This window comes from Microbacterium saperdae (assembly GCF_006716345.1).
In the GTDB taxonomy this organism is placed as follows: Bacteria; Actinomycetota; Actinomycetes; order Actinomycetales; family Microbacteriaceae; genus Microbacterium; species Microbacterium saperdae.
Genome location: NZ_VFOX01000002.1, coordinates 442,652 through 468,304 on the forward strand (window position 1 = coordinate 442,652; position 25,653 = coordinate 468,304).

Genomic DNA, 25,653 nt, shown 5'->3' on the forward strand with positions numbered 1-25,653 from the left:
CTCAGCGATCGCGCAGAGCGGCAGCGATCAGCCCGCGCACCTCGGCTGAGGTCGAGTCCGTCGCGTACGGCTCCCAGCGATCGAGCTGCTCGAGGGTCCACTCCCAGTGCGCGGTGCGCAGCACGATCGGCAGCGGATGGCGCTGCGGCGGCCATCCGTACTGATCCCGCTCGCCGTCGAATGCAGCGGACGCGCGCCACCCCGCATCGCGGACGCAGGAGCCGACCATCGTCGTCTCGATCACCGCCTCGACCGCATCGATGGCCATGCTGTTGTCGACGCAGCCATCGACCCGCCACCAGAGGTGGACGGGGATCTCGATCGTCAGATACTCCATGTCTCCATCTTGCCCCGGGGTTCTTGTATCGCGCTTAAAGTACAAGTTGTGGTAGACATATGACACAACTTGGAGATCGGAGACGACATGTCGCAGAGTGATGCCCCCTTGTTCGGCCTGATGGACCTGGTGAGAGCGGCGTTCTCGCTGCCGCTGTTCTCGCTGTTCCTCGCCGCGGTGATCGTCGGCGCGATCCTGATCTTCGCGACACGTCCGCAGGTCGCCCTCCGCCCGGCGCCGGGCGGGAGCGCGGAGGTGATCCGATCCGTCCAGACGCGCTACCGCATCGAGCGTGTGGCGCTCGCGATCACCGCGGTCCTGGTCATCGTCGTCTTCGCCGTCGAGAACGTGCTGCGCGGCTATGTCCTGCACCTGGGGGAGCTGCTGCCGTGGTGGCGCTTCGCGACGGCGATCTTCGTCGCCGCGCTCGGCCTCGGCGTCGTGGCGGCGATCGAGGTGCGTGGTGCCACGCCCGCGGCGGTCCCCTTCCTGTCCGGTGCGCGACGCACGTGGACGAGCTTCGGCCCGCGCGTCGGTCTCATCGGGGGAGTGGTGGTGCTGGTCGCGATCCTGGTGACGTCGATCGCCGCGGGGCTGGCCGCCTATGCCGACAGCCGAGGGGACTCCGCATGGCTGGAGATCCCGATCCCCAACGAGGAGACGATCGATCCTCTGCGACTGCATTTCTACGGGTGGACCTATGGGGCGCCTGTCCTGATCTGCGCCGCCCTTCTGGCGGCGGCCACCTGGGGCGTGCTCCATGCCAACGCCTCGCGGCCCTACATCCGCCCGGAGGCGGTCGCCGCCGAGAAGGACGCGCGTCGTGTCGTGGCGCGGGATGCCGTGCGCATCGCGACCGCGGCGATGCTCTTGGGCCTGGCGGGTGCGTGGCGACTGATCGCCAGCGCCGGCACCGCGTCGGGTCTCGTCATCGACGGGAAGAACGACGGCGCCCCCTACGAGGTGATCTGGCGCTACGCAGAACTCGCAGCCGCGGCGGGCTGGGCTGCGCCGGTCCTCGAAGTCCTCGCTTTCGCCCTGCTGTTGCTGGTCGCGGTGCGGATCCGTGCCCCCAAGGTCCCGGCGGAGGCCGAGGCTGCCGTGGCCGATGCCGAGGTCGCGCGATGACCGCGTCTCCGATCCTGTCCGCGGCGGACGAGGGGAGTCCTACGCAGGACATCTATCGCCAGCTGCGCGGACTCATCGTGTCGGGCCAGCTCGGAGCGAACGAACGCCTCCCGACTGTGCGCCAGATGGCGACCGATCTCGGTGTCGCGGCGGGCACGGTCGCCAAGGCGTACAAGATGCTCGAGCACGACGGCCTCGTGGTCAGCCGCACAGCTGCCGGCACGCGGGTCGCGGAATCGGCGGGGCTGCTGCCGGCATCCGTGCTGAAGCACGTCAGGGATCTCGTGGCTGAGGCGGCATCGACCGGCGCCGGCCAGGATGACGTGATCGACGTGCTGCGCGCGGTCTGGCGGGCCGAGACGGGGCTGGCGACGGAGGGTGAGAGCGTGTCTGACCTTTAAGCAACCAAAGTTGACATTCAGGATCTTAGCAACGTAGGTTGACGACATGGAATCCGTTCAGGTCGCCGACATCGCCGCTGACACATCCGACCCTCGCGCCGGCTTGCGCGCCGTCGCCTCGTTGCGACGTCTCGCTGACACGCTCGAACTGCGGCAGGTCGAAGCGGCGTTGCGCGCGGGGATCAGCTGGCAGGGCATCGCCGACGCGCTCGGGGTCACGAGGCAGGCCGTGCACAAGAAGCATGCGAAACGGATCGATCCCTCGATCGAGATCCCGAGGAGGAACGCATGAGCAAGCTCACCCGTGCCGCCGCGACGAGCCAGACCCTCTCGCTGGCGGCGATGGAGGAGGCGTCCCGGTTCGGCGTGCGGGATGCCGACATCGAGCACCTCTTCCTCGCGCTGACCATCGACGCAGGGATCGGCGGACAGGTGCTGCGCAGCCTCGGGATCACCCTCGATACGACGCGTGCGGCGATCGAGAAGCAGCAGGCCGACCAGCTGGGTTCGCTCGGCGTGCAGGCGGACAGCGCAGGGGGACGCATCGTCTATCAGGAGACCGGCGGCTACGACTGGACCGAACGCGCACTCGCCGTGATGAGGGTCGCCGTCTCGGGAGATCGCGGGGGTGATTCCGCTGCGGTCCTGCGTGCGCTGCTCGCCGAGCCCAGTGGCCTGATGGCGGATCTTCTCGGGCGGTTGGACGTGGAGCCCGATCGCATCGCTGCCGCGCTCGACGACGCCGCACTGCTGATCGCGGAGCATCCGAACGCAGCCGACCAGCCGCCGACCATCCATGGCTCGCACACGGCGTTCGTACCGGCGGATCCGGAAGCAGTGTGGAACCTGCTCGCCGACGGCGGGCGCCTCGCGGAATGGGAGCCGACCATCGGGGAGGTCGTCGCACAGGATGCCGCGACCGGTCGCTGGGAGGCGCGGACGCGCACGGTGGGTTCCGGCGGCAAGCCGCTGAAGATCCGCGACGGCATCCGTCGGCAGTACGCCGAGTCCGTGCGGCGTGAGCGACCGTCGCACGCGACGTGGCACTTCACGTACCCGGATGAGCCGCGGTCGAACGCGCGCGTGGTCGCGATCGACATCGAGCCGGCCGCAGGTGGGGCGCAACTGCGCCTCTCGTTCGGATGGGAGCTGCACGCGAGTCGTCGCCGCCGGAGGGTCATCGGGGCGCTGCTCAAGCCGGCCTTCCGCTTCCTGTGCTTCGTGCAGCTGACCCAGATCGCCGGGGGCATCAGTCGCGCGTTCCGGTGACTTCTCGCGTCGAAACCGTCCCTCGCGCCGCTTGTTCTTTATATATAGAATAAGCAGCATGACGAAGCTGACGCGGGTGACGGCACCCACTCTCGACGTGGTGCAGGTGCTGCTCGGTTCCGCGGACCCGATCTGGGGTCTCGCGCTCGCGAAGGCTGTGGAGCGCGCGCCGGGCACGGTGTACCCGATCCTCTCCCGGCTCGAGGAGCTCGGCTGGATCGTGGGCGACTGGGAGGGCGAGTCTGACCATGCGGGGCCGCGCCGCCGGTACTACCGCCTGACGGATGAGGGGCGCGCAGAAGCTGCCGCACTCGTCGCCGCACGCGCTCGCCGCGTCGTGGCCTCGCCCACGCCGCGACTCGCCTTCGGGGTCTCGGGATGAGCGGTTCCGAGACGCTCATCCGCATCGCCGCAGCCTTCCTGCCTCGGTCGCGGCGGGAGATACGTCGAGAGGAATGGCTCGCCGATCTCGCCGGCGCGGAGGAGCTCGGCATCCCTCGCAGACAGGTGGCACTCGGCGCGCTGCAGGCCGCGCTGTCTGAAGGCGTGAGCTCTCGGCGGGGAACCTTCACGCGGCGACGGATCTTCGCGATCGTGGCGATCGGCGTCGGTGCGGTCGTGGTGGGTGCTCCGGCAGCGGCGATCGCCGTGATGCTCGTCTCCGATGCACGCGGTGTCGTGACGGTGGAGGCCACAGACGACGGCGATCGGGAGGTGTTCTGGCGGGACTACCCCGGGATTCCCGAGCTCGACCCCGAAGAGATCCTCTCCGGACCCACCCTGGAAGAAGGGGAGGCGGAGGGGCGTGCCCTGCTGGAGGAGATCGAGACCGCACTGACCGCGGAGTTCGGTCTCGAATGGGCGGCGCCATCCACCGGGAACGGCGACCAGGTCGCCTTCCCCGCGGAGAACTTCTACGGTGGCCCCTCGATGCTCAGCACCCTCAACGTGTCGGGGCGGCAGTCCACCAGCGTGCCGGCGACCTGGGCTGAGAAGGAACGGGCGCTGGAGATCATCGCCAGTATCGCGGCACGGCACGGCTTCACCGAGCTGACGCTCGATCACGACTCCGACAACATGACGGCGGCCGACCTGAAGCAGGCCTTCGGCGGGGTGACCCCGGAAGAGTCGGTCATCATCTCCGGAATGGTGGAGGGCCCGAAGGGGCAGTGGCTCATGTTCACCATGCAGGATCTGTCGCTCGACCGCGACGGGCGCTTCACCGAGGATGCCGAAGCCTCGGCGGAGTACGGTTCCCTCCCGAACTCGATCTCGGTCATGTACGGCGCGAACGGACTGCTGCCAGGTGCTGACCGCGCGGAGTTCGAGCGCCGGCTCGCGCCCTACGTGGGCCTGGACCGCCCGACGCCGCTGGAGAGCTGAGCGTGACCCCTCGGGGCGCCGGTGACCTCAGTCGCGCATCCGCCGCAGCAGCCACACGAAGTACGGGGCGCCGACGAGCGCGATCATGAGTCCGGCCGGGAGCTGCGACGGCGCGATCAGCGTACGACCCAGGGTGTCGGCCACCAGCACCAACAGCCCGCCGAGCACCATCGCGACCGGGATGACGCGGCCGTGCCTGGCGCCGACCAGGGTGCGTGCGAGGTGCGGTGCCACGAGACCGACGAAGCCCACGGTGCCGACGGCGATGACGGCGACCGCGGCCAGCACGGCGGCGAGGGCGAGCACGCCCAGCCGGGTCCGCTCGGGAGGAACCCCGAGGATGCGCGGAGTGTCCTCATCGATCGCGAGCAGATCGAGCTCGCGGCGCATGCTCAGCAGGATCGGGATCGCGATGAGCAGCACGATCGCGACGGGCAGCACATCGGGCAGCGAGCGGCCGTACGTGGTGCCGGAGAGCCAGGTCAGGATGCGCGGCGTCTCCCAGGGGTCGGAGCGCAGCAGCAGGAAGGCCGTGACGGCACTGATCGCATAGCTGCATCCGATGCCCACCAGCACGAAACGGTCGGGGAGCAATCCACCGCGCCAGGCGAGCAGGGCTATCAGTCCGAACGTGAGCAGGCCGGCGACGATGGCCATCGTGATGAGCGCCGGGCGTCCGCCGCCGCCGAATCCGGTGGTCACGACGATCACGGCGCCCAGCCCCGCTCCGGCGGTGATACCGAGCAGTCCCGGCTCGGCGAGCGGGTTGCGGACAGTGCCTTGCACGGCCACACCGGCGAGGGCGAGAGCGGCGCCGGCGAGCACCGCGGCCGCGATCCGGGGTGCGCGTTCGTCCAGCGCACGCGCCACGAGGTCGGGCGCGCTGTGCTGTATCCAGAGCAGGATGTCGCCCGTGCGCAGCCACAGGCTGCCGGCGAGCAGGGCGATCACGACCGCCGCGAGCAGCAGGGCAGTGGCCACGAGTGCCACCACCAGGAAGCGCCTCCGGGTGCGCAACGTCGAATGGATGGTGCGGATCGCCCGAGCCGCCCCGGCGTCGCGCATCCGCAGCGCGAGGATCACGATGACGATGCCACCGAGAAGGGCGGTCGGGATGCCGGTGGGGATCGAGGTCGCCCCCTCGGCGCCGAGGATCGCGCGCAGGGCGACGTCGGCGAGCAGGATCAGGAGTGCGCCGAGGAGTCCCGCGGTCGGGACGAGGAAGACGTGTCGCCGGAGCGCCGGCACCCGGCGGGCCAGCAGCCGAGCGAGAACGGGAGCGCCCAGACCGACGAACGCGATCGGGCCGGCGAGGGTGACCGCGGTGCTGGTGAGGAGCACGGCGCACAGCACGGCGACCATGCGTGTGGAGCGCACAGGCACCCCGAGCGAGGAGGCGGCGTCATCGCCGAGTCCGAGCACGTCGAGGCGACGGGAGAGCAGGAGGGCGATCAGGAGAACCGCGACGATCATCGGTGCTGCGCGCACGGATGCGTCGATGTTGAGCTGTCCGAGCGAGCCGCTGCCCCAGGCGAACAGTCCCGTCGTGTTCTCCTTGAACAGGATCAGCAGCATCGCGGTGCCGGCGTCGAGCGCCATCGCGATCGCGGAGCCGGCCAGGATCAGGCGCGTGGTGGAGGTGCCGGCCGCGCGTCCGGTCAGTCCGAGCACGAGGGCTGCCGCGAGCAGTCCGCCGACGAAGGCCACCCCGCTCGATGCCCACAGCGGCACGGACAGCCCGAACGCGGCGACGGCGGTGAGGGCGAAGTACGCCCCGGCGGTCACGGCGAGCGTGTCGGGCGAGGCGAGCATGTTGCGGGTGACGGACTGCAGCAGCGCGCCGGCCACGCCGAGCGCGAAGCCGACCGCGACACCCGCGAGCAGTCGCGGCAGCCGGGAGCCGGTGAAGATGTCGTTGACGGACACCCCGCCGACGCTGACCTCCTCGCCGTTCAGCGCGCGGAGCAGGTCTCCCGCGCCGACACCGGACGTGCCCTGGGTCAGATGCCAGAGACCGACGGCCGCGACGGCGACGATCAGTGCGAGAAGGAGGCCGAACCCGCCGAGCATCACCCGGCGGTTCGACACGCTCTCGCCACCGGCCGGCGCCTCCGTGTCGGAGGACCGGCCGGTGGTGGTGAGAAGGGTCGGTGAGGTCACTTCCCGACGATGACGTCGACGAAGGCGTCGATCGCCTGCTCGCCGGAACGCGGTCCGCCGGCGCCCCAGACACCCGGGGGGAACTCGAACGCCCGGCCCTCCTTGACGGCCGGCAGGGAGGTCCAGATCGAGCTCTTCTCGAGCTCGGTGACGTAGCTCTCCGCCGTGCCGTCGTTGGAGTAGATCAGGTTCGCGGAGCCGACAGCAGTGAGACCCTCGATGTCGGTCTGCGCCAGACCGTAGGCGGGATCGACCCCGCCGCTGCCGTAGGAGTCGTTGATCTCATCGGTCCAGGCGCCGGTCAGACCCAGCTCCTCGCCGAGTTCCGTGAACAGCGCACCCTTGCCGTAGGGGCGGATGACGACGTTGCCGCTCTCGATCCAGCCGTCGAAGAACACGAAGTCGGTCGTGGCGAGGTCGGCGTCGGCGACCTCGGCCTTCGCATCGGCGAGGTGCTGGTCGAACTCCGCGAGAACCGCGTCCGCGCGCTCGGTGCGCCCCGTCGCCTCGCCGATCAGCGAGAACACGTTCTTCATGTTGGCGATCTGACCGGTGCCGTCGGCGCCGATCGTCGCCAGCACCGGGATGTCGCGCTCTTCGAGCTTCTTCAGGAGCTCGTCGTCGGCGCTGTACGCCTCGATGATGATCAGGTCGGGGTCGGTGCCGTAGAGGGTGTCGAGGTCGGGCTCGCCGCGCTCTCCCACATCGGTCACGCTGTCCGGAAGCGGCTCGGCGCTGACGTAGGTCGTGTAGTCGGCGGTCGACGCGGCCCCGACCGGCGTCACGCACAGCGAGAGGAGGTCCTCGGTCTGCTGCCACTCCAGCACGACGACCCGCTCGGCGGGCTTGTCGAGCTCGACCGTGCGGCCGAGGCTGTCGGTCACCGAGACCGGGCCGGTCGCCGTGGTCGTCGTGTCGTCGGTGCAGCTCTGCGACGAGACGGCGTCGGTGGTCGTGTCGCTGCCGGCGCTGATGTCGGTGGTGCCGCAGGCGGTCAGCGTGAGCGCGGCGACGCCGGCGACGGCGAGGGCCGCGAGGAGGCGGGGGCGGGGCATGGGTTGTCCTCTCAGGAACGGTCGGTGGAAGGGGAGGCGGGAGGGACGGATTCGTGGAGCCGCGCCGTGTGGCGTCCGACCGGATCGATCCGCAGGCGTCCGGTGCGTGGGTCGAGGTGCACGTCGACGGCCAGTTCGTAGGCCGCGCCGATGTTCTCTGCCGTGAGCACCTCGATCGGGGTCCCGGAGGCGAGGATGCGCCCCGACGTCATCAGGAGCAGGTCGTCGGCGATGCGGGCGGCATGGTCGAGGTCGTGCAGCACGACGCCGACCGCGACGCCGTGCACGTCGGCGAGATCACGGATCAGGTCGAGTGTCTCGACCTGATAGCGGAGGTCGAGGTGGTTGGTGGGCTCGTCGAGCAGCACCACGCCGGTCTCCTGCGCGAGGCATGCGGCGAGCCACACCCGCTGCAGCTCGCCGCCGGAGAGCTCGCCCGCCGCTCGCTCGGCCATGCCGCGGACGCCGGTCGCGTCGAGTGCGGCGTCGACGGCCGCGCGGTCCTGGTCGCTCATGCCCGAGAAGCGGCGGCGGTAGGGGTGGCGTCCGAACGTGACGACCTCGCGCACGCTCAACCCCTGCGGTGCGACCCGTGACTGCGCGAACAGTGTGACCTGTTGGGCGAACTCGCGTGCGCTCAGCGCCGACACCGCACGTTCCTCGGCATCCGTCGCCCCGCCGCCGAGCGCGACATGTCCAGCGGTGACCGCGTGAAGTCGCGCCAGGCCCCGCAACAGCGTCGACTTGCCTGATCCGTTCGGGCCGACGAGGGCCGTCACACGTCCGGGCAGGAGTTCGACCGAGACGCCGTCGACGACCGGCTGCCCGCCGAAGCCCAGAACCAGCGCCGTGCCGGCGAGGCGGGCGGCGACGCGCGCGTCGGCGGGGTCGGGCGTCTGTGCACGGGTGGTCGAACGGGGGGCGTCAGCCATGAGGGAACCCTGCGTCGGGAATCGGGAGGGGTGCAGGTCCCTTCGACCGGACAGCGGAACGCACGACGGAGTCGTTTTTAGGGTTACCTTGCCTAATCAGGCTAAGCCGCGCCTCCGGCGTCCGCAATCGAGGCTCTACGACAGCCGATACGGCGTTTCAGACAATCGCGTCGGATGCGGTCCGCGCGAGATACGCGCCCGGCGTCGTGCCCATCACTCTCTTGAACGATGCGATGAACGTGCTCGACTGCGCGTAGCCCATCAACTCCGACACCTCCTGCACCGCCAGGCCCTCCGCGAGGAGCGACAGCGCATGGTGGACGCGCAGCGCCTGACGCCACTGCAGGAACGACAGCCCGGTGTGCGTGCGGAAGAGGCGGGCGACGGTCCGCTCACTGATCCCGATGCTGTCCGCCCACTCGCCGAGCGTGCGCTCATCCGTGGGATCGTCCAGGAGCGCGGAGACGATGGGCCCGACCCGTTCGGCGTGCGGCACATGCAGGCTCAGCTGCTGCGGCGACGGCAGCAGCACGTCGAAGACCACGGCCTCCGCCCGCATCCGGGCGCTCTCGCTCAGGTCCTTCCGCTCCAGATGGGTGAGCAGCGAGGCCAGCACCGGCGTCACCTCGATCGTCGTCGCGTGCGCGAATTCGACAGCCGAGCGGGCGGGGTCGAAGAGCGCGTCGTAGAGGACGGTGCGCGCCGTCGTGCGGCCGGAGTGCACCGTGCCGGCGGGTATCCACAACCCATGGCCATCGGGAACCGTGACGATCGAATCCGCCAGGCGCACCGTCATGGTTCCTCCGCGGACCCAGACCAGCTCATGGAGCGGATGCGTGTGGGGATCGAACTCCAGCGGCGCCTCGACGAACACGCTCTCCGACAGGATCGCGAACGGCGCGGGGACCACGTGCGGCACCTGGATCTCGTGCAGCACGACGGTCTTGTCCTCGCGACGCCACGCGCCGCGGGACTCCGTCTCCCCGTGCGCGTCGGTCACCGTCTGCGCCTCGTCCATGTGCCGAGTCTACGAAGGCGCGGTCTCAGCGCCGCACCGGATCGGCATCGCCGAGGAGGAACCCTTCGAGCTCGCGCGACGTCGGCGCGGCCTCCCAGTCGCCCGGCACCAGGCAGGCCATCGCCCCGCACGCGTTCGCGCGGCGCAGAGTCGCGTCGTGGTCGAGGCCGGCGAGCAGGGCGCTGAGGTACCCGGCGACGAACGCGTCACCGGCGCCGACCGTGTCGACCACGTCGATCACGAACCCGGGCGACGACACGACGGCATCGCGGGTGTACACGGCCGCGCCGTCGGGACCGAGCTTGACGACGACCGCTTCGCACCCGGCGCTTCTGAGCACGACTGCAGCTTCACCCGGCGCCGCGTCCGGATACAGCACGCCGAACTCCTCGGCCCCGCCGAACACGATGTCGGAGCGCTCGGCGATCTCACGGAGCACAGGACCTGCGACGGCCGCCGCGGCCAGCCTCGACCGGTAGTTGATGTCGAAGCTCACGGTCACCCCCGCGCTCTTCGCGCGGTCGATGGCGGTGTGCACGGCGCCGCGGGCCGACTCCGACAGCAGCGGCGTGATACCGGTGACGTGCAGCAGTGTCGCCTCCTCGACCCAGCCCTCGGGCAGATCGGATGCGCGCACCCGCGAGCCTGCCGATCCGGCCCGGTAGTAGTGGACGGCGGTCGACGACGAGGACGGCTTCTCCTTGACCATGAGGCCGGTGGGAGCATCCGCATCGACGACCGCGCGCACGTCGACGCCCTCGCCGCGGATCTCGCGCAGTACGCGCTCGCCCATCGACTCGTCGCCGATGCGGCCCAACCACGACACGGCCACGCCGAGTCGAGACAGACCGATCGCGACATTGCTCTCCGCCCCGCCGATGCCGAACCGCAGTTCGGACGCGTGGCGCAGCGACCCGATCTCCGTGGTGCGCACGAGCGCCATGGTCTCGCCGAGCGTGACCACCGAGGGTCGGGTCATCGCGCGCAGACCGCGACGAAGGCCTCGGCCCGGTCACGCAGTGCGCCGAGATCGCCGCCGCCGAACGCGTCGCCCAGCAGCGGACCGCCGACGCTCACCGCGACCGCACCCGCGGCCAGCCACGCCTCTGCCCCCGCCAGGTCGACGCCGCCCGAAGGCACCGCGACGATGTCGGGGAACGGGCCGCGCAGATCCTTCAGATACGAGGGGCCGACCTGACCGGCGGGGAACACCTTCACAGCCGAGGCGCCCGCCGACCACGACGCGAAAAGCTCGGTGGGGGTGAGTCCGCCGGGAACGATCGGCACGCCGGCATCCGTCGCCTGCTGCACGAACGACGTCGAGGTGATCGGGGTGACGAGGTAGCGGGCTCCGGCGTCGACCGCGCGGGCGAGGTCCTCGCTGTTCGTCACGGTGCCGACACCGAGGTCGGCCGCTCCGTCGTACCGTGCGAGCAGCTGAGGCAGCCGGTCGAACGTGCCCGGCGTCGTGAGCGTGAGCTCGATGCTGCGGATGCCCGCGTCGATCAGCACGTCGAGCACCGGCTCGTAGTCCTCTGCCCGCTGCGCGCGGGCGACGACGATCAGCCGGGACTCGACCGTGCGCGCGGGCAGCGCGACCCGCGTCCGGGTGGAGGGGCGGAGCTCACCAGTCATGCACGGTCCCGTCGAGCAGACGGTTCACCGGCAGGTAGGCCTTGGTGTACTCGTATCCGGATGCCGCGTCCTCGTCGAGTTCGACACCCAGGCCGGGCTGCTCGCCGGGGTGCAGGAAGCCCTTGTCGAACGTGAACGAGGTCTGGAACACCTCGAGCGTCTTCTCGTTGTGCGGCATGTACTCCTGGATCCCGAAGTTGTGGATCGCGAGGTCCAGATGCAGAGCGGCGGCCATGCCGACGGGGGAGATGTCGGTGGGCCCGTGGATGCCGGACTTGATGCCGTAGATCGCGGCGAAGTCGAGCAGCTTCTTCATCGCCGTGATGCCACCGGTATGCGTGACGGCCGAGCGCACGTAGTCGATCAGGCGCTCGGTGATGAGGGTCTGGTAGTCGTACACCGAGTTGAACACCTCGCCGATCGCCAGCGGCGTGGTGGAGTGCTGGCGCACCAGGCGCAGCGCGGACTGATCCTCACCGGGCGTGCAGTCCTCAAGCCAGAACAGGTCGTAGGGCTCGATGTCCTTCGCGAAGCGTGCGGCCTCGATCGGCGTCATCCGGTGGTGGCCGTCGTGCAGGATGCGCAGGTCGGTGCCGAAGTCCTCGCGGATCTGCGAGAAGATCCCCGGCATGTGGTTGAGGTAGTTGCGGGTGTCCCACCGCTCTTCGCTGGGACGGCCGTTCTCGACGCGCTTGGCGGGCTCGTAGTCGTAGCGCACGCCGGGGCCGGTGGCCGAGACGCCGTAGATCTGGCCGAGGCCGGGAACACCGGTCTGCACGCGCACGGCGGTGTAGCCGAGCTCTTCGTAACCGGTGATCGCGTTCTTTAGCGCGGCGTAGTCCGTGCCGGAGGCGTGGGCGTAGACCCGCACGCCCTCACGGCTCGCGCCGCCGAGCAGCTGGTACAGCGGCATCCCGGCCTTCTTGGCCTTGATGTCCCACAGCGCCATGTCGACCGCGGCGATCGCGGCCATCGTGACGGGTCCGCGGCGCCAGTACGGTCCGCGGTAGAGGTACTGCCAGGTGTCTTCGATCCGGTCCTCGTCGCGGCCGATGAGCATCGAGGCCACGTGATCGGCGAGGTAGGAGGCGACCGCGAGCTCGCGGCCGTTGAGCGTGGCGTCACCCCACCCGACGATGCCGTCGGAGGTCGTGATCTTGAGCGTGACGAAGTTGCGTCCGGGGCTGGTGATGTTGACGTCGACGAGATCGATGGTCATGGCAGAGGTTCCTCAGGAGTGGGGGTGGGATGCGGGGTGCGACCGTTCGGGCGGCCGCACCCCGAGTGGGTGTCGGTGCGATCAGATCGCGTCGCGCGGATCGGTGAGATCGCGGCCGGCGACCTCGGGCATCCAGATCGATGCGATCAGCGCGCTCAGCGTGAAGATGAAGAGCATGATGATGATCGGGATGAACGAGCCGGTGACGGCCGAGACCCACGCGGCGGCGATGACGGGACCCGCACCGGTCGCGATGATGGCGGCGATCTCGCGGGCCATCGCCGTGAACGTGTAGCGGTTCCGGGCGCCGAAGAGCTCCGGGAGCGTGAGGTTCTCGAGCGACGCGAAGCTCATCACCGCGAGGTTGTGCAGCACCACGTAGCCGATGAAGACCTGCAGCGTGACACCGCTGCTGATCATGAGCATCGTCGGGATGATGATGATCAGCGCGATGACCGCCCAGATCATGTACATGCGCTTGCGGCCGAACTTGTCGCCGAGCCAGCCGGACAGCGGCACGGTGATGAACGCGACGAGCGACGAGACGATCACGGCGTTGACGCCGATCGAGCGGTCGAGCAGCAGCACCACCGTGATGTAGCTGATCAGGTACGTCTGGATCATGCCGGAGTTGCCGGCCTGTCCGAAGCGCAGCAGGAGGGCGATCGAGAATGCCTTCCAGGGCTTGCGCTCCATCGCCTCGAGGGTGCGCACGTCGCCAGTCTCGGTGGCGAGCTGGATCGTCTCCTCGCGGGAGAGCGCCTTGCCGTCGACGACGTCATCGCGTTCCTCGAAGACCGGGGTCTCCTTGAGGTTGAAACGCACCCAGATCGCGAAGAGCATGATGATCGCGCTGCCGATGAAGGGGATGCGCCATGCCCAGTCGATGACTTCCTGCTCGCTGTATGCGACGAGGAGGATGGCCCAGATACCGGAGGCGAGCAGGGTTCCGCAGTTGGTGCCGAGGGCCACGAGCGAGGCGATGATGCCGCGACGCTTCGCCGGGGCGTACTCGGCGAGCATGACGCCGGCGCCCGAGATCTCCGCACCGGCGCCGAAGCCCTGCGCGATGCGGAGGAGGACGAGCAGGATCGGCGCGAGGACGCCCACCTGGTTGTACGTCGGCAGGAAGCCGATGAGAGTCGTCGCGAGACCCATCAGCAGGATCGTGTAGAACAGCACCTTCGTGCGTCCGGTCTTGTCACCGAGACGAGCGAAGAAGAACGCGCCGACCGGGCGGGCGACGTAGCCGACGCCGTAGGTCGCCATCGCCGCGACGACCGCCACGGCGGGGTTCTCGGAGGAGAAGAACAGATCGGCGAACACGAGCGCAGCGGCCAGCGAGTAGAGCTGGTAGTCCATGAACTCGAGGGCGGTGCCGAGCCACCCGGAGATGGCGGCGCGGACGAGGTCTTTGACCGACCTCTTCGCGGTGGGATCGTCGACGGCCTGCGCCGTCGTCTGCGGTTCTGACATGGGAGGTACTCCTTTGGACCAGGAACGGGTGGGTATCGCTAGAGGGACAGCAGGACCTTGGCCGAAGCGGACGAGTCGCGAGCGAGCTCGAACGCGCGCACGGCGTCGGATGCGGGGATGATGTGGGAGATGACCGGGTCGAGGGCATCGGACTCGGCGAGCATCGCCACCGCGTCGTCGATCTCGGTCGAGAAGCGGAAGGCGCCGCGGATCGTGAGCTCCTTCGCGAGCAGAGGTGCGAGGTTGACCCCGATCTCCGCGTTCGGGAGCATGCCGACCTGCACGATGGTTCCGGTGCGGCGCGTGGCCCGGACGGCCTGCGTGAGCGCGACGCCGACGCCGGAGCACTCGAAGACCACGTCGTACGACTCGTTCTCGATCGTGTCGCGACCGACCAGCGAGAGCTCGGTCGCGCCGAGTGCCTGCGCGCGGTCGAGGGGTTCGGTGCGCACGTCGCTGGCGCCGACGACGCCTGCTCCGGCGTGCACGGCCGCGGCGACCACGAGCAGACCGATGGGCCCGGCGCCGATGACCAGCACGCGGCGGCCGGTGAGGTCTCCTGCGAGTCCCGCGGCGTGCAGGGCGACCGCCAGCGGCTCGGCGAGGGCGGCCCGCTCCAGCGGCAGGTTGTCGGGGAGCACGCGCACCATGTGGTCCTCGACGATCAGCAGCTCGGCCGCGCCACCCTGGCGGTGCGGAGTGGTCGCCGCGCTGCCGAAGTAGTCGCCACCGGGGCGCAGGTGCGGACGGTCCTCGAGACCGGGCAGGGCGGGGCCGTAGCGGGCGGGGTGCACCGTGACCGGAGTCCCTGGCGCGAGGCGCCCTGACGGGTCGAGGTCGACGACGCCCGAGAGCTCGTGACCGGGGATGAGGGGTTCACGGATCGTGTACTCCCCGTTCGCGCCGTGGAAGTAGTAGTGCAGGTCCGATCCGCAGATGCCGACGAAGCCGACGCGCAGCCGCACCTCACCGTCACCGGGCTGAGGGACCTCGCGGTCCTCCCACTGGATGTCTTCCTTGCCGTGGATGACGAGCGCCTTCATCGTCGCCCCTCCTTCATGATCGTGTGCGATGCCGAGACGGCGTCGGAGATGGCCGCGTCGATGCCAGGACCGCGGATGATGTCGATCAGTTCACCGACGCGGGTGATGAACGCGTCCTGTCCCGCGAGTTCATCACCGAACAGCTGCAGTCCGGCGATCACACGCTCGGCGAGGTCGCGTCCGTGGCGTGCGGTCGCGGCGAGGGCGGCGAGACGCTCGCGCGCGGCATCCGTCATGGCGGCGGCGTGCAGACCGGGGTCGAAGCCGGGCAGAGGTGCGAGGCACGACAGATAGCCGGCGACGGTCAGCGCGATCAGGTGCGGCATCTCGCCCTCGCGCAGAGCGAGCAGGGCGGGCTCGGGAATGCGCTGGCGGAGCTTGACCGAGCCGTCGGTGCCGACCTGACTGGTGCGGTGGCCGAGTGCGGTGTTGCCCCAGCGCTCGAACAGCTGGCTCTCGTACTCGCGGATGTCGACACCGGAGGGGACGTCGACCGACGGCTCGTACTCGCCGCGGAGGATCGTGCGCGCCGCATCCTCGATCTCGTCGAGACGGATGGCTTCGGGGATCGTCGCGACGCCGCGCAGTGCTCCGAGGTAGGCGATGAGGGAGTGGGTGCCGTTGAGGAGCCGCACCTTCATCTGCTCATAGCGTCCGACCTCGTTCGTGAAGACCGCGCCGCCGGCCTCCCACGAGGGGCGGCCGCCGGCGAACCGGTCTTCGATGGCCCACATCGTGAACGGCTCGGCGGGGACCGGAACCTCGTCGCGCACGCCGAGGAGCGTGCTCACCTGTTCGCGCAGCTGCGCCGTGGTGGAGGGCACGATCCGGTCGACCATGCTGGAGGGGAAGCTGACCGACTGATCGAGGAAGGCGAGGGTGTCTGCGCCTTCCCCGCGGGGGAGCGCGTCGAGGAACTCGCGCACGAGCTTCTCGGTGTGGGCGCCGTTGGCAGACAGGTTGTCGCAGCTGAGCACCGACAGGGGGGCGCCACCGGCGGTGGCACGGGCCTGCAGGCCGCGGGCGAGCTGGCCGATCGTGGAGCGTGGTGCCCCACCGCGCAGGTCGGCCTGCACGGTGGGGTCGTCGAGGTCGAGTCGCTGGGTGGCTGCCGAGTAGCTGTAGCCGTTCTCGGTGACGGTGAGCGTCACGATGCGGATGCCGGGATCTGCGAGATGCGCGACGACGCGCTCGGGCTGGGCAGCGCCGACGAACGCGTCGGTGTGCACCCCGGGGACGGTGAGCGAGGTTCCGGACGGGGAGATCGTCGCGACGGAGTAGAGGAAGTCCTGCGCGTGCATCGCATCGACGACAGCGCGAGAACGCGACGCGACGCCGACGATGCCCCAGTCGCCGCCGGTGCTCTGCAGTGCGGCGGCGGTGTAGACCGCCTGGTGCGCGCGGTGGAAGCTGCCGAGTCCGAGGTGCAGGATGCCGGCGCCGGAGGGCGACGCGGGAAGTGATGCCGTGCCGGGCGACATGCGGCCGAGCGTGGGGGCCTGGATGCTCATGGGGTGTTCCCCTCACGGGCTTCGGCGCACCACTGGGGGTGATCGGCGATGATCGTCATGTAAAGAAGTGTGTATGAGTTGTACAAACTTGTCAACCTGTTTTACATCGACGACGGGGATCGTAGGATTGCGGGATAACCGGAAGGCGACAGTGGCAGCGACATTGACGGACGTGGCGAGGCGCGCAGGCGTGTCCATCGCCACGGCATCCCGTGCCTTCGGTGAGCCGGAGCGGCTGGCGGAGGGCACGCTCGAGCGCGTGCTGCAGGCCGCGACCGACCTCGGCTACTCCACGCCGCAGTCGGCCGTCGCCACGCGCACGTTCGGCGTCGTGGTGCCGGACGTCGCGAACCCCGTCTACGCGACACTGCTCAAGGCGATCCAGGGACAGGCGTGGCACGGTCGCCACCGCATCGTGCTCTTCGACGCCGATGAGGACCTGCGGCGCGAGCGCGAGCAGATCGAGCAGGCCCGCAAGCTCGACGGCATGCTGCTGTGTTCGCCCCGACTGCCCGACGCCGAGGTGCTGGCACTCGTCGGCGACACCCCCTACGTCGTCGTCAACCGCCAGATCGACGGCGCGGCCTGCGTGCTGATGGACACCGAGCATGGACCCACGCAGGCGATCGAGCACCTCGTCGCGCTCGGCCACACGCATATCGCCTATGCCGCGGGACCGCGCGGCTCCTGGGCGGATGTGCGCCGCGCCGACACGATCGCTCGCGCCTGTGAGCGCCACGGCATCCGTCTGACCCCTCTGAGCCATCATGCGGCATCGATCCAGGGTGGCCGCGCGGCTGCCGCACCCGCAGCCGCGAGCGGTGCCACGGCGGTCGTCGCCTACAACGACCTCGTCGCACTCGGTCTCGAAGCCGGGATGATCGAGCTCGGTCGGCGCTGCCCCGCCGACATCAGCATCGTCGGGATCGACGACATCGACCTCGCCGGAGCCGTGACCCCGGCCCTCACCACGGTGCGGATGCCGATCGAACGCAGCGGCGCGCTCGCGGTCGACCTGCTGCTGCAGGCGATGTCGGGAGTCGTGATCAGCGACATCGTGACGCTCGGCTCGCAGCTGATCGTGCGTGCGTCGACGGCGGCGCCGTCGGCCTGACGCGCGTCCGAGCCCTCACGACTCGATGGCCCTTCCTTTTCCGGCGCGTCCGTACGACCCTGGAGAGGAGAGACCCGTCGAGGAGTGGAGTGCACGATGTCGAATCCAGATGCTCTGATCAACAGCTACGAGGACTTCTCCGGCCTTCCGGAGGTGCCGGAGGAGCCGGAGGTTCCGGAAGAGGTCGAGGAGCAGATCAAGCTGGCGCGCGAAGACGAGTGAGCGCAGACGATCGGGATTTTTTTCCTGTTCAGCGGTAATTTGACTTCCCCTGGGAAGTGGCTATGGTCGGGAGTGTCAGCCGCCAGCCAACAAGGGGAAGCGAGTTTCAGATGTCCAAGAAGTCACCGCAGGCACGCGACGGCAAGAAGGTTCCGCAGCTCTCTCTGAAGGAGAAGCGCCTCGCGAAGCGCTCGAAGCAGGAGCCTGAGACGTTCATCAAGCCGCGCAAGAGCGCGACCGCCTGATCGGCGCGGGTCGCGGGATCTGACGAGCCCGGCCTTTGCGGCCCGAGGAGCGTCTGGTCCCGCGACGCGGATGCCGACTCGGGGACACGCCGGTATATCGCGTGTGGACACCACCTTCTCCAGCCGTCAGGATGAATCGGACGGTCGCACCGGTGACCGGAGGGGTGGAGAGCATGGCGGACTTCTGGCAGACGCGCGACGGCTTCTGGCATCGGGGCGGATGGTGGCGTGCGCTCCTGGTCACTGCCGCCTATCTCGTCGTCTACCTCGGCGTCGGACAGCTGGTCGGGCTCACTCTCGGTCACCTGATCGTCGACGGCGGCCCCTTCGCGAGTGTCACGAACGTCGCGATCGAGCTGCTTCTCCCGATCGGGGTGGGCGCAGTCGTCATCCTGGCCTTCCTGGCCGTCATCGGCTGGATCAAGCCCGTCTTCGCGCGGCAGCCGATCGACGGACGTCCGTGGATGTGGATCGCCGTCGCCGTGGTCGCGTATCCGATCATCCTCCGCTTCATCGGGATCGACTACGGTGCCTTCCCGGCCGGAGTGGTCGTGGTGTCGCTCATCACGGGCCTGTTCATCGGCATCGCCGAGGAGCTGGTGACCCGTGGAGCCGGCGTGGCGCTGCTGCGCAAGGCCGGCTACAAGGAGCTCGTCGTCGCGGTGCTCTCCTCCGCGCTCTTCGCTCTGATGCACCTCGTCAACGCGATCGGGACCGGCTTCACCCCCACGATCGCCATCCTGCTGGTCTACACGTTCTTCTTCGGCATCTGCATGTACGTCATCATGCGGGTGACCGGGAGCATCGTCTGGGCGATCGTGATGCACGGTCTCACGGACCCGACCCTCTTCCTGTCGACCGGCGGTATCGACACGGCGGCCGAGGGCGCGCAGAACATCTGGTTGGTCATCGCCGCCACCGGCAACTGGGCCGTGATCCTGTTCGGCATCGTGGCGCTGTTCCTCATCCGCGGGCGCGTGCTGCCGGCGGCCGAGAAGGCACCGACGCTGCCCGCGTGACGCGCGTCAGATGAGGCCGCTCCTCGAGCTCGCAGCGGTCATCTCGTCCTGGAAGGGCGGATCTGCCCCCGGCCGAGACACGGTGATCGCCGCAGCATCGGTCGCGAACTCCAGAAGCTCCCGGATCTCTCCTGCGCCGACGGCGCGCAGACGATCCCGAGCTGCTGCGTTCGCATATCCCCTCCTCAGCAGTGCAACGATGAGGGCTCCCATGAAGGCATCGCCCGCGCCGACGGTGTCGACAACGTCCACTCGGCGAGCTTCGCTCGTGACCGTGAACGCGGAAGTCACGGCGGTGGCCCCTTCTCCGCCTCCCGTCACCACAACGAGTGCCGGACCGCGGGCGAGCCATTCCGAGGCGCTGCGCAGCGGTGAGCGCTCGGGGTAGAGCCAGCGCAGGTCGTCATCGCTCGCCTTCACGACGTCGGCGGAGGAAACCATATCCTCCACGTCGCGAACCGCCCCGGCGTGGTCGGGCAGAAGCGCAGGACGCACGTTGGGGTCATATGTCGTGAGCGAATGTGCTCGTGCAGAGGCCAGCATCTCCTGCACCTGAGTGCTCCCGGGTGGCAATATGGCCGCGATCGAACCAGCGTGCACGATACCGGGGTCGATATCGTCGATCGGCGGCTGGGAGAGCTTCCAGCACAGGTCGAACTCGTAGGTAGCCGAACCATCAGGTCCGAGATCAGCAACCGCTGTCCCCGTCCGATCCAACCGGGTGCGGCACGTCTCGACTCCTGCCTCATCTAGCCATTCCCGGATACGTGAGCCGTGGTCATCGTCTCCGAACGCCGTGAGGAGATGAGAGCTGGCGCCGAGTCGCGCCACTGCGAGCGACACGTTCGCAGGACTTCCGCCGGGCGCCTCGTGGATGACGACCCCGTCTCTGCGGACGATGTCCATCAGGGCCTCCCCGATGACGACGACGACCTCCGATAGCCGGGTGCCGGTCATCGTGGAGTGCGTTCCCGTGCGGAAGGGAGTGCCGGAAAGGGCGCTCCCACGGTGTCCTGATACCAGTACGCCGTGGTCGAGATGTCGTCGGCACGCTCGAACAGGCCGTGGTCCCAGGTGCCGATCTGCTGCACAGTGACGGCGAGCCGTTCCTGGAAGAAGATCGGATCGGGGAGGTGCCAGCGGTACATCCCGTGCATCGGCAGCATGGGCGTCCAGAACTCCGAAGCGCGGGTCTCGTCCTTCGCGCTGGCGAACGGGTACCCGAAGTAGGGAGCGCTGAACGTGATGGGTTCGGGCTCCGACTCGGCGCTCAACTCGTTCTGAAAGGCCCACGCGCCGCCGGCGTAGTCCTCGAGACCTGTGCTGCAGAGGGAGGGCAGATCGCCGTCGTCGTCGACGTAGAACTTCACCTCGCCCTCGCCCCACCAGTAGCGCTGCAGGGAGGCTAGGGCGACGTAGGTCCCGACATAGGTACCCGTGCCGCGGATGCCGTCGACGATCACATGGTCCTCGCCGAGCGCAGTGGTGCCGTTACTACGCCGCCACTGCGCGTGGAAGTACCCCGGCCACTCCTCGAACCGGTCGCCTGTGGTGTAGTCGATCTGGAAGAACACGTGGCCGATGTCGCCCTTGTGCTCGCTCGTGATCTCGATGCGTGCGCCGGTGCGGAATGGCATGGGGAAGTAGGAGTTCATCCCGCTCGTCGGCGCCACCACGATCGGCTCGGAGGTCACGAGGGTGCGCGCGCCGAATCCGTTGCAGAAGAAGTCGCCGAGCGGCACCTCGACCTGCGGATGCTCTGCGCCGTCCCAGTAGGCGCGCAGGACGAGATCGCGGAGTACGAACGGCCCCGCCTCGGTGGCGTCGGTGACGGTGATCCAGATGTGGCGGATGACTCCTCCGCCGGAGATGTCGGCCAGGGTAATGCTCTCGCCGGCGGGCAACTCGTACCAGGCGCTTCCTTTGCGGCCGGGGCCGAGTACGGAACTGGCCGCACCGGCTGAACCAGGGGCTCCCGTCGGGTTCTCGGCGTTGATCGTGTGGCTGCGGATCGTGCCGTCGTTGCGCAGGCGATTCCAGGAGTTGGACATCGTGTGGGGTTCCTTTTCGGTGGGTCTTACTTCACTGCTCCCGCGGTCACGCCGCGAGTGATGGTGCGCTGGAAGATGAGGAAGAAGATGAGTGTGGGGATCAGGGAGAGGAGTGAGCCGGCATTGACGACCGTGATGTCGATGGAGTGCTGTCCGCGCAGCGTCGACAGCGCGATCGGCACGGTCTGCGACGCCGGATCGGCGAGCAGGATCAACGGGATGTAGAACTCGTTCCACGACCAGATGAAGATGAACACCACCAGGACCGTAAGAGTGGGACGCACGATCGGGAACACGACGGTCCAGAGGATCCGCCAGCGGTTCGCGCCGTCGATCGCAGCCGCTTCCAGCACCTCACGGGGGAATGTCGACATGACGCTCGAGAGGATGTAGGTGCCGTAGGCCGCCCACAGGATTGTGAACACGATGATGATCGACCAGACGGTGTTCAGGGTCTTCGTGGCCTGTGCCCCGTAGAACAGCGGGTAGATCAGCGCTTCGTGCGGCACCATCGTCGCGATCAAGAGCACCGCAGTCACTGCCGTGCGGGCGCGAATCCGTCCGATCCCGATGGCGTAGGAGGCAAGCAGGGCGAGTCCGGTGCCCGCGAACGCGATGATCGTCGAGCTGAAGATCGAGTTCCACAGCGCCAGCGGAAAGTTCACGCGCGCGAGATAGCTCGTGAACGCGTCGAACGTGAACGTCGTCGGCCACGCCAGAGGACCGTGCGCCGAGTAGTCGGCGCCCGTCTTGAATGCGTTGAGCACGAGCAGGAGGAACGGGGACGCCATCACGATGGCGACGAGGATGGCGACGCTGAGCATGATCCAGTTCGTCCTGGTGCGGCGCGGCCTGTTGGATGCGGTCGGATCGATGAGCGGCAGAGATGACATCAGCTGAGCTCCTTTCTGTTCTCGCGGTGCTGCCAGACGAGCATCACGGTGGCGACGACGAAGATGACGATCGACATCACGGTCGCGATGGTCGATCCGTAGCCCACTCGGGATAGCTCGAAGAAGTTGCGATAGGCGTAGTACGAGGGCACCGTCGTCGACTCCTCGGGGCCGCCTCCGGTGAGGATGAGGATCGGTGCGAAGACCTTGAGGGCAGCGATCGTCGCGGTGAGGACGACGACGAAGATCTCCGGTCGGATCTGTGGGATGGTGATCGCCTGGAAACGTCGCCACCATCCGGCGCCATCGAGTTCGGCCGCCTCATACAGCTCAGGATCGACGCGTTGCAGCGCAGACATGAAGATCACGACGGGATACCCGATCTGCAACCAGATCAGCATCAACATCACGGCGTAGATCGCGATGTCCGGGTTGCCGAGCCAATCCGGCGGGCTCATGATGCCGAGACCCTTCAAAGCCAGGTTGATCGAGCCGTTTTGCGTGTCGAGGATCCAGGCCCAGATGAAGCCGGCGACAGCGATGGGGAGAATCTGCGGGACGTAGTAGGTGGCGCGCAGTACAGCGATCGCCTTGTCGCCGAAGCGCCGACCGAGGTAGTCGAAGAGCAGCGCGGCGAGCAGGATCCCGATGATGGTCGGGACGACGGTGATCGCGACGATCATCGCCAGCGTGTTCTGGAAGGATCGCCAGAAGGTGTCGTCGGAGAACAGGGCGATGTAGTTCTCGAGGCCCGCCCAGCGCATCGGCGCCTGTCCCCCCTTCCAGTGGAAGAGGCTGGTGTAGACGTTCATCACGAACGGCGCGGCGACCACGATGATGAAGCCCGCGGCCAGCGGCAGCAGGTAGAGCCAATACGATGCGCGTCGGTCGATCGGCCTTCGTGTGAGAGCGGTGCTCGACGGCATCGCATCCTCCTTTCAGTGGGGGCCGCCGTCGCCGACGGCCCCCGGTTCGGTCAGCCGGCCAGAGCCGTCTCGCGTCCTTCGTCGTAGAACTTCTGGAGCTTGTCGGTGTACTCGTCTGCATCCTCGTTCCGGTTGGACATGGCCTGCATGTTCGACTGGATGAAGTCCAGGAAGCCCGGTACGGGGTAATCCGGGTAGAACGCCAGCGAGTCGTTGGCGAGCAGCTCGTTGAAGCGTTCGGTGTACTCGCGCGTCAGCTCGTCCTCGATCGTGGAGGCGTCTCCGGCGAGCGGAAGCCCTCCGAGCTGGCCGATCTTGTTCTGCACTTCTTCGCTGAGCGTGATGTCGATCCAGTCGTATGAGAGCTCCTTGTTCTTGGCGTTCGCAGGCACGCCCCACAAGTGACCGCTCGACCCCATCTGCAGGTTCGCGCCCGGAAGGGTGAAGTAGCCCCAGTCAAAAGTGGCCTGCTCACGGATGCGCGCGAACTCGCCCTGGTTCCAGATCAGCATCGCTTTGTCTCCGCTGAGGAAGTTGACTGTGGCCTGCTCGAAGTTGAGGCCGCCCAGCTCTTCGCCGACATAGCCCTTGTCGATCCAAGACTGGAAGCGATCGGCGGCCGTCTTCCAAGGAGCCTTCGAGAAGTCGACCGGTTCGCGGAGGAACATGAAGTCGTCGATGCCTGCGCGATCAGCTTCTGCCGCCACGAGCGAGTACCAGATCCACATCTGGTTGAAGCCCTGACTTGTCGACGCGGATGAAGAGATGGGGGTGATGCCCGCCGCGACGAGAGCATCCATGTTCGCTTCGAATTCTTCGAGCGTGGCCGGTTGCTCGGTGATGCCCGCTTCTGCGAACAGCTCCTTGTTGTAGTAGAACATCACGTACTCGCCGATGTTCGGTACTCCGTACCAGTTGCCGGATCCGGCGAGTCCCTGCTCGTCATACTGAGCGAACGCCTGCATGCCGCCGGTGACCTTCTCGTCCCAGCCGTATTCGGCGACCTGGTCATCCAAGGGTGCGAGGAGTCCCTGCCCGGCGAGCTGTCCGCCGTCCGCATTGCCCTTGTTGAACTCGATCACATCCGGCACCTTGTCGCCGGTGAGGGTGATCTTCGCGTTCTGCCGCATGGCGTCGAAGCTCGTGGTCTGGAAGTCGACCTTCACATCCGGGTGCTTCTTCTGGAAGATCTCGAGCGCGAGCTGCCAACCCTGGCCCTGCGCGCTCTCCGGATTCTCGTACTGCAGGATCGTGAATGTATCGCTTCCGGCGTCGTCGGCGGACGAGCCGCACGCCGCGAGTGACATCGCCACGGCGGCGGCGGCGATGCCTCCGGCCATGCGCAACGTGATGCGCTTTACGGTTGTCATTCTTTCCTCCATGGGTGGGTGGGTGGCGCGAAGGGCGCGCCGAATACCGGCGATGCGGTGCGTCGCCGGAAGTGAGAGGGGGATCAGCTGGTGTGAGGGGTCACCGAGCCGCGGATGATGAGTGGGCACCGGATCTGTGCGGACTGCGGGGGCCCGATAGCCGATCCGTGGATGCGATCGACCGCGCGTTTCGCAGCCCATGCGCCCATCTCGCGGTGGGGGAGCTGCACGGTGGTGAGACCCGGACGCAGCGCTTCGGCGATGAACTCCTGGTCGTCGAAGCCGATCACGGACAGGTCTCCCGGGATGCTCAGACCGAGATCTGCGCACACCTGGTAGGCGGCGAACGCGATCTGATCCGAGAAGCAGAACAGAGCGCTCGGCCTTCTTGCGGAAGACAGAAACTCTCGCAGCGGCTCGACCGCGTTCGCAGTGCTGGGATCTGCGAGTTCGAGTACGAGCTCCGCGTCGTACTCGACGGCGTGCTCCCTGAGCGCGGCCCGATATCCCTCGAAGCGGAGTTTCGATGCAATGAATCGATCGCCCGACACGGTGCAGAACCCGATGCGAGTATGGCCGGCCTCCAGCAGATGGCGCACGGCGGCGGACGCGCCTCCTGCTTCGTCCGGAACCACGGAGTCGGCGGCAGCGGGGTCGTCGGGTATGCCGTTGAGGATCACCACGGGGATCGTGGGAGGGATGGGCGGAAGGGGCACGACCCGGTGATACTCGGCAGCCAGGATCATGGCTTCGATATCGCGCTGCAACAACGACTTCGTGGACTGGGCGACGAGTTCAGGGCGGTTGGCGGTGTCGATGAGCATCGCCAGGTATCCGGCATCCCAGGCGGAGGTCTGCACGCCCTCGAGCATGCGACCGGCGAACGGGATGCTCGCGACGCCGTCGGAGAGCAGGCCGATCGTGTGCGTGCGTCTGGTGCGGAGTCCGCGAGCCAGCACATTGGGGATGTAGCCCATCTCAGCGGCGACCGCGCGGATGCGCCGTGCTGTGTCGGCGTTCACGCGCCCCTCATCGCGATCGTTGAGCACGAGCGAGACTGCTGAGGCGGAGACGCCGACGGCGGCAGCGAGATCCTTCAGCGTGATCATCGAATGCTCCTTTGACATCAATCGTTTGACTGACGACCCGATTAGCGGGGGTCAAACGTTTGATGTGAAGCTATGTGCGTCAAACGCGTTGACGCAAAGCGCGTTATGCGACTGTTACCGAATTACTCTCGCATGGA

At 68.1% G+C, this 25,653-nt stretch carries 27 protein-coding genes; 10 read left to right on the top strand and 17 right to left on the bottom strand.

Annotated elements, in window-relative coordinates; genetic code table 11:
- Position 1: 1 nt before the first annotated feature.
- A complete protein-coding gene (locus tag FB560_RS16755; protein ID WP_141873669.1) occupies positions 2–337 on the bottom strand; it encodes a hypothetical protein in 336 nt (111 codons plus the stop codon).
- Positions 338–424: 87 nt separating this feature from the next.
- Between FB560_RS16755 and FB560_RS16760 the strand changes: the two genes are divergently transcribed.
- The 6 genes from FB560_RS16760 to FB560_RS16785 are packed head-to-tail and all read left to right on the top strand — an operon-like array spanning position 425 to position 4,518.
- The gene (locus FB560_RS16760) at positions 425–1,465 is read left to right on the top strand and encodes a hypothetical protein (protein ID WP_141873670.1); all 1,041 of its coding nucleotides are present in this window, start codon (positions 425–427) and stop codon (positions 1,463–1,465) included.
- On the top strand, positions 1,462–1,866 hold the full coding sequence (locus tag FB560_RS16765) for a GntR family transcriptional regulator (protein WP_141873672.1): 405 nt from the start codon (positions 1,462–1,464) through the stop codon (positions 1,864–1,866). Before FB560_RS16760 ends, FB560_RS16765 begins: the two co-directional genes overlap by 4 nt.
- A gap of 46 nt (positions 1,867–1,912) precedes the next feature.
- On the top strand, positions 1,913–2,158 hold the full coding sequence (locus FB560_RS16770; protein ID WP_141873674.1) for a hypothetical protein: 246 nt from the start codon (positions 1,913–1,915) through the stop codon (positions 2,156–2,158).
- A complete protein-coding gene (locus FB560_RS16775) occupies positions 2,155–3,135 on the top strand; it encodes an SRPBCC family protein (RefSeq protein ID WP_141873676.1) in 981 nt (326 codons plus the stop codon). Before FB560_RS16770 ends, FB560_RS16775 begins: the two co-directional genes overlap by 4 nt.
- 58 nt (positions 3,136–3,193) lie before the next feature.
- Positions 3,194–3,517, top strand: coding sequence for a PadR family transcriptional regulator (locus tag FB560_RS16780; RefSeq protein WP_141873678.1), 324 nt, complete (start codon positions 3,194–3,196; stop codon positions 3,515–3,517).
- Complete coding sequence (locus tag FB560_RS16785; RefSeq protein ID WP_141873680.1) at positions 3,514–4,518, top strand: hypothetical protein; 1,005 nt, start codon at positions 3,514–3,516, stop codon at positions 4,516–4,518. The genes FB560_RS16780 and FB560_RS16785 overlap by 4 nt, the downstream gene beginning before the upstream one ends.
- Before the next feature lie 27 nt (positions 4,519–4,545).
- Here FB560_RS16785 and FB560_RS16790 read toward each other — a convergent pair whose 3' ends face one another.
- From FB560_RS16790 to FB560_RS16835, 10 genes are all read right to left on the bottom strand, one after another.
- The gene (locus tag FB560_RS16790; RefSeq protein WP_141874596.1) at positions 4,546–6,588 is read right to left on the bottom strand and encodes an iron ABC transporter permease; all 2,043 of its coding nucleotides are present in this window, start codon (positions 6,586–6,588) and stop codon (positions 4,546–4,548) included.
- Between the two features lie 86 nt (positions 6,589–6,674).
- Complete coding sequence (locus FB560_RS16795) at positions 6,675–7,733, bottom strand: iron-siderophore ABC transporter substrate-binding protein (RefSeq protein ID WP_141873682.1); 1,059 nt, start codon at positions 7,731–7,733, stop codon at positions 6,675–6,677.
- 11 nt (positions 7,734–7,744) lie between these two features.
- A complete protein-coding gene (locus FB560_RS16800; RefSeq protein ID WP_141873684.1) occupies positions 7,745–8,665 on the bottom strand; it encodes an ABC transporter ATP-binding protein in 921 nt (306 codons plus the stop codon).
- Between the two features lie 157 nt (positions 8,666–8,822).
- Positions 8,823–9,683 (bottom strand): helix-turn-helix transcriptional regulator, encoded by an 861-nt coding sequence (locus FB560_RS16805; protein WP_141873686.1) that lies wholly within the window; start codon positions 9,681–9,683, stop codon positions 8,823–8,825.
- Positions 9,684–9,708: 25 nt separating this feature from the next.
- Positions 9,709–10,662, bottom strand: a complete 954-nt coding sequence (locus FB560_RS16810) for a sugar kinase (protein WP_141873688.1) — start codon at positions 10,660–10,662, stop codon at positions 9,709–9,711.
- Positions 10,659–11,318, bottom strand: coding sequence for a bifunctional 4-hydroxy-2-oxoglutarate aldolase/2-dehydro-3-deoxy-phosphogluconate aldolase (locus tag FB560_RS16815; protein ID WP_141873689.1), 660 nt, complete (start codon positions 11,316–11,318; stop codon positions 10,659–10,661). The genes FB560_RS16810 and FB560_RS16815 overlap by 4 nt, the downstream gene beginning before the upstream one ends.
- Complete coding sequence (gene manD / locus FB560_RS16820; protein WP_141873691.1) at positions 11,308–12,537, bottom strand: D-mannonate dehydratase ManD; 1,230 nt, start codon at positions 12,535–12,537, stop codon at positions 11,308–11,310. The genes FB560_RS16815 and manD overlap by 11 nt, the downstream gene beginning before the upstream one ends.
- Before the next feature lie 81 nt (positions 12,538–12,618).
- Positions 12,619–14,013 (bottom strand): MFS transporter, encoded by a 1,395-nt coding sequence (locus tag FB560_RS16825; RefSeq protein ID WP_141873693.1) that lies wholly within the window; start codon positions 14,011–14,013, stop codon positions 12,619–12,621.
- 38 nt (positions 14,014–14,051) lie between these two features.
- On the bottom strand, positions 14,052–15,056 hold the full coding sequence (locus FB560_RS16830) for an L-idonate 5-dehydrogenase (RefSeq protein WP_141873695.1): 1,005 nt from the start codon (positions 15,054–15,056) through the stop codon (positions 14,052–14,054).
- Positions 15,053–16,567: a mannitol dehydrogenase family protein gene (locus tag FB560_RS16835; protein ID WP_141873697.1), complete on the bottom strand. Its 1,515-nt coding sequence runs from the start codon at positions 16,565–16,567 to the stop codon at positions 15,053–15,055. Before FB560_RS16835 ends, FB560_RS16830 begins: the two co-directional genes overlap by 4 nt.
- Positions 16,568–16,739: 172 nt before the next feature.
- Between FB560_RS16835 and FB560_RS16840 the strand changes: the two genes are divergently transcribed.
- From FB560_RS16840 to FB560_RS16845, 4 genes are all read left to right on the top strand, one after another.
- Positions 16,740–17,681 (top strand): LacI family DNA-binding transcriptional regulator, encoded by a 942-nt coding sequence (locus FB560_RS16840; RefSeq protein WP_267901918.1) that lies wholly within the window; start codon positions 16,740–16,742, stop codon positions 17,679–17,681.
- Between the two features lie 96 nt (positions 17,682–17,777).
- On the top strand, positions 17,778–17,903 hold the full coding sequence (locus tag FB560_RS21080) for a hypothetical protein (RefSeq protein WP_267901919.1): 126 nt from the start codon (positions 17,778–17,780) through the stop codon (positions 17,901–17,903).
- A gap of 110 nt (positions 17,904–18,013) precedes the next feature.
- The gene (locus tag FB560_RS21085; RefSeq protein WP_267901920.1) at positions 18,014–18,148 is read left to right on the top strand and encodes a hypothetical protein; all 135 of its coding nucleotides are present in this window, start codon (positions 18,014–18,016) and stop codon (positions 18,146–18,148) included.
- A 173-nt stretch (positions 18,149–18,321) separates the two neighbouring features.
- Positions 18,322–19,167: a CPBP family intramembrane glutamic endopeptidase gene (locus FB560_RS16845; RefSeq protein WP_170198192.1), complete on the top strand. Its 846-nt coding sequence runs from the start codon at positions 18,322–18,324 to the stop codon at positions 19,165–19,167.
- Positions 19,168–19,173: 6 nt separating this feature from the next.
- Here FB560_RS16845 and FB560_RS16850 read toward each other — a convergent pair whose 3' ends face one another.
- The 6 genes from FB560_RS16850 to FB560_RS16875 form a co-directional block, all read right to left on the bottom strand.
- Positions 19,174–20,124: a carbohydrate kinase family protein gene (locus FB560_RS16850; RefSeq protein ID WP_141873703.1), complete on the bottom strand. Its 951-nt coding sequence runs from the start codon at positions 20,122–20,124 to the stop codon at positions 19,174–19,176.
- Entirely contained in the window at positions 20,121–21,218 is a 1,098-nt protein-coding gene (locus FB560_RS16855; RefSeq protein WP_141873705.1) for a DUF2961 domain-containing protein, read from the bottom strand. The genes FB560_RS16850 and FB560_RS16855 overlap by 4 nt, the downstream gene beginning before the upstream one ends.
- Before the next feature lie 26 nt (positions 21,219–21,244).
- A complete protein-coding gene (locus FB560_RS16860; RefSeq protein ID WP_141873706.1) occupies positions 21,245–22,111 on the bottom strand; it encodes a carbohydrate ABC transporter permease in 867 nt (288 codons plus the stop codon).
- A complete protein-coding gene (locus tag FB560_RS16865; protein WP_141873708.1) occupies positions 22,111–23,037 on the bottom strand; it encodes a carbohydrate ABC transporter permease in 927 nt (308 codons plus the stop codon). The genes FB560_RS16860 and FB560_RS16865 overlap by 1 nt, the downstream gene beginning before the upstream one ends.
- Positions 23,038–23,087: 50 nt before the next feature.
- Entirely contained in the window at positions 23,088–24,407 is a 1,320-nt protein-coding gene (locus FB560_RS16870; protein WP_141873711.1) for an ABC transporter substrate-binding protein, read from the bottom strand.
- A gap of 83 nt (positions 24,408–24,490) precedes the next feature.
- Positions 24,491–25,516, bottom strand: a complete 1,026-nt coding sequence (locus FB560_RS16875; RefSeq protein ID WP_170198193.1) for a LacI family DNA-binding transcriptional regulator — start codon at positions 25,514–25,516, stop codon at positions 24,491–24,493.
- Positions 25,517–25,653 lie beyond the last annotated feature (137 nt).

Excerpts from the sequence above, each read along its gene's own strand:
- FB560_RS16875 (WP_170198193.1), bottom strand. The coding sequence starts at position 25,516 with ATGATCACGCTGAAGGATCTCGCTGCCGCCGTCGGCGTCTCCGCCTCA.
- FB560_RS16830 (WP_141873695.1), bottom strand. The coding sequence starts at position 15,056 with ATGAAGGCGCTCGTCATCCACGGCAAGGAAGACATCCAGTGGGAGGAC.
- FB560_RS16800 (WP_141873684.1), bottom strand. The coding sequence starts at position 8,665 with ATGGCTGACGCCCCCCGTTCGACCACCCGTGCACAGACGCCCGACCCC.
- FB560_RS16775 (WP_141873676.1), top strand. The coding sequence starts at position 2,155 with ATGAGCAAGCTCACCCGTGCCGCCGCGACGAGCCAGACCCTCTCGCTG.
- FB560_RS16755 (WP_141873669.1), bottom strand. The coding sequence starts at position 337 with ATGGAGTATCTGACGATCGAGATCCCCGTCCACCTCTGGTGGCGGGTC.
- FB560_RS21080 (WP_267901919.1), top strand. The coding sequence starts at position 17,778 with ATGTCGAATCCAGATGCTCTGATCAACAGCTACGAGGACTTCTCCGGC.
- FB560_RS16760 (WP_141873670.1), top strand. The coding sequence starts at position 425 with ATGTCGCAGAGTGATGCCCCCTTGTTCGGCCTGATGGACCTGGTGAGA.
- FB560_RS16805 (WP_141873686.1), bottom strand. The coding sequence starts at position 9,683 with ATGGACGAGGCGCAGACGGTGACCGACGCGCACGGGGAGACGGAGTCC.
- FB560_RS16815 (WP_141873689.1), bottom strand. The coding sequence starts at position 11,318 with ATGACTGGTGAGCTCCGCCCCTCCACCCGGACGCGGGTCGCGCTGCCC.
- manD (WP_141873691.1), bottom strand. The coding sequence starts at position 12,537 with ATGACCATCGATCTCGTCGACGTCAACATCACCAGCCCCGGACGCAAC.
- FB560_RS16825 (WP_141873693.1), bottom strand. The coding sequence starts at position 14,013 with ATGTCAGAACCGCAGACGACGGCGCAGGCCGTCGACGATCCCACCGCG.
- FB560_RS16870 (WP_141873711.1), bottom strand. The coding sequence starts at position 24,407 with ATGACAACCGTAAAGCGCATCACGTTGCGCATGGCCGGAGGCATCGCC.
- FB560_RS16795 (WP_141873682.1), bottom strand. The coding sequence starts at position 7,733 with ATGCCCCGCCCCCGCCTCCTCGCGGCCCTCGCCGTCGCCGGCGTCGCC.
- FB560_RS16845 (WP_170198192.1), top strand. The coding sequence starts at position 18,322 with ATGGCGGACTTCTGGCAGACGCGCGACGGCTTCTGGCATCGGGGCGGA.
- FB560_RS16865 (WP_141873708.1), bottom strand. The coding sequence starts at position 23,037 with ATGCCGTCGAGCACCGCTCTCACACGAAGGCCGATCGACCGACGCGCA.
- FB560_RS16770 (WP_141873674.1), top strand. The coding sequence starts at position 1,913 with ATGGAATCCGTTCAGGTCGCCGACATCGCCGCTGACACATCCGACCCT.
- FB560_RS16780 (WP_141873678.1), top strand. The coding sequence starts at position 3,194 with ATGACGAAGCTGACGCGGGTGACGGCACCCACTCTCGACGTGGTGCAG.
- FB560_RS16790 (WP_141874596.1), bottom strand. The coding sequence starts at position 6,588 with ATGCTCGGCGGGTTCGGCCTCCTTCTCGCACTGATCGTCGCCGTCGCG.
- FB560_RS16810 (WP_141873688.1), bottom strand. The coding sequence starts at position 10,662 with ATGACCCGACCCTCGGTGGTCACGCTCGGCGAGACCATGGCGCTCGTG.
- FB560_RS16860 (WP_141873706.1), bottom strand. The coding sequence starts at position 22,111 with ATGTCATCTCTGCCGCTCATCGATCCGACCGCATCCAACAGGCCGCGC.
- FB560_RS21085 (WP_267901920.1), top strand. The coding sequence starts at position 18,014 with ATGTCCAAGAAGTCACCGCAGGCACGCGACGGCAAGAAGGTTCCGCAG.
- FB560_RS16850 (WP_141873703.1), bottom strand. The coding sequence starts at position 20,124 with ATGACCGGCACCCGGCTATCGGAGGTCGTCGTCGTCATCGGGGAGGCC.
- FB560_RS16855 (WP_141873705.1), bottom strand. The coding sequence starts at position 21,218 with ATGTCCAACTCCTGGAATCGCCTGCGCAACGACGGCACGATCCGCAGC.
- FB560_RS16835 (WP_141873697.1), bottom strand. The coding sequence starts at position 16,567 with ATGAGCATCCAGGCCCCCACGCTCGGCCGCATGTCGCCCGGCACGGCA.
- FB560_RS16785 (WP_141873680.1), top strand. The coding sequence starts at position 3,514 with ATGAGCGGTTCCGAGACGCTCATCCGCATCGCCGCAGCCTTCCTGCCT.
- FB560_RS16765 (WP_141873672.1), top strand. The coding sequence starts at position 1,462 with ATGACCGCGTCTCCGATCCTGTCCGCGGCGGACGAGGGGAGTCCTACG.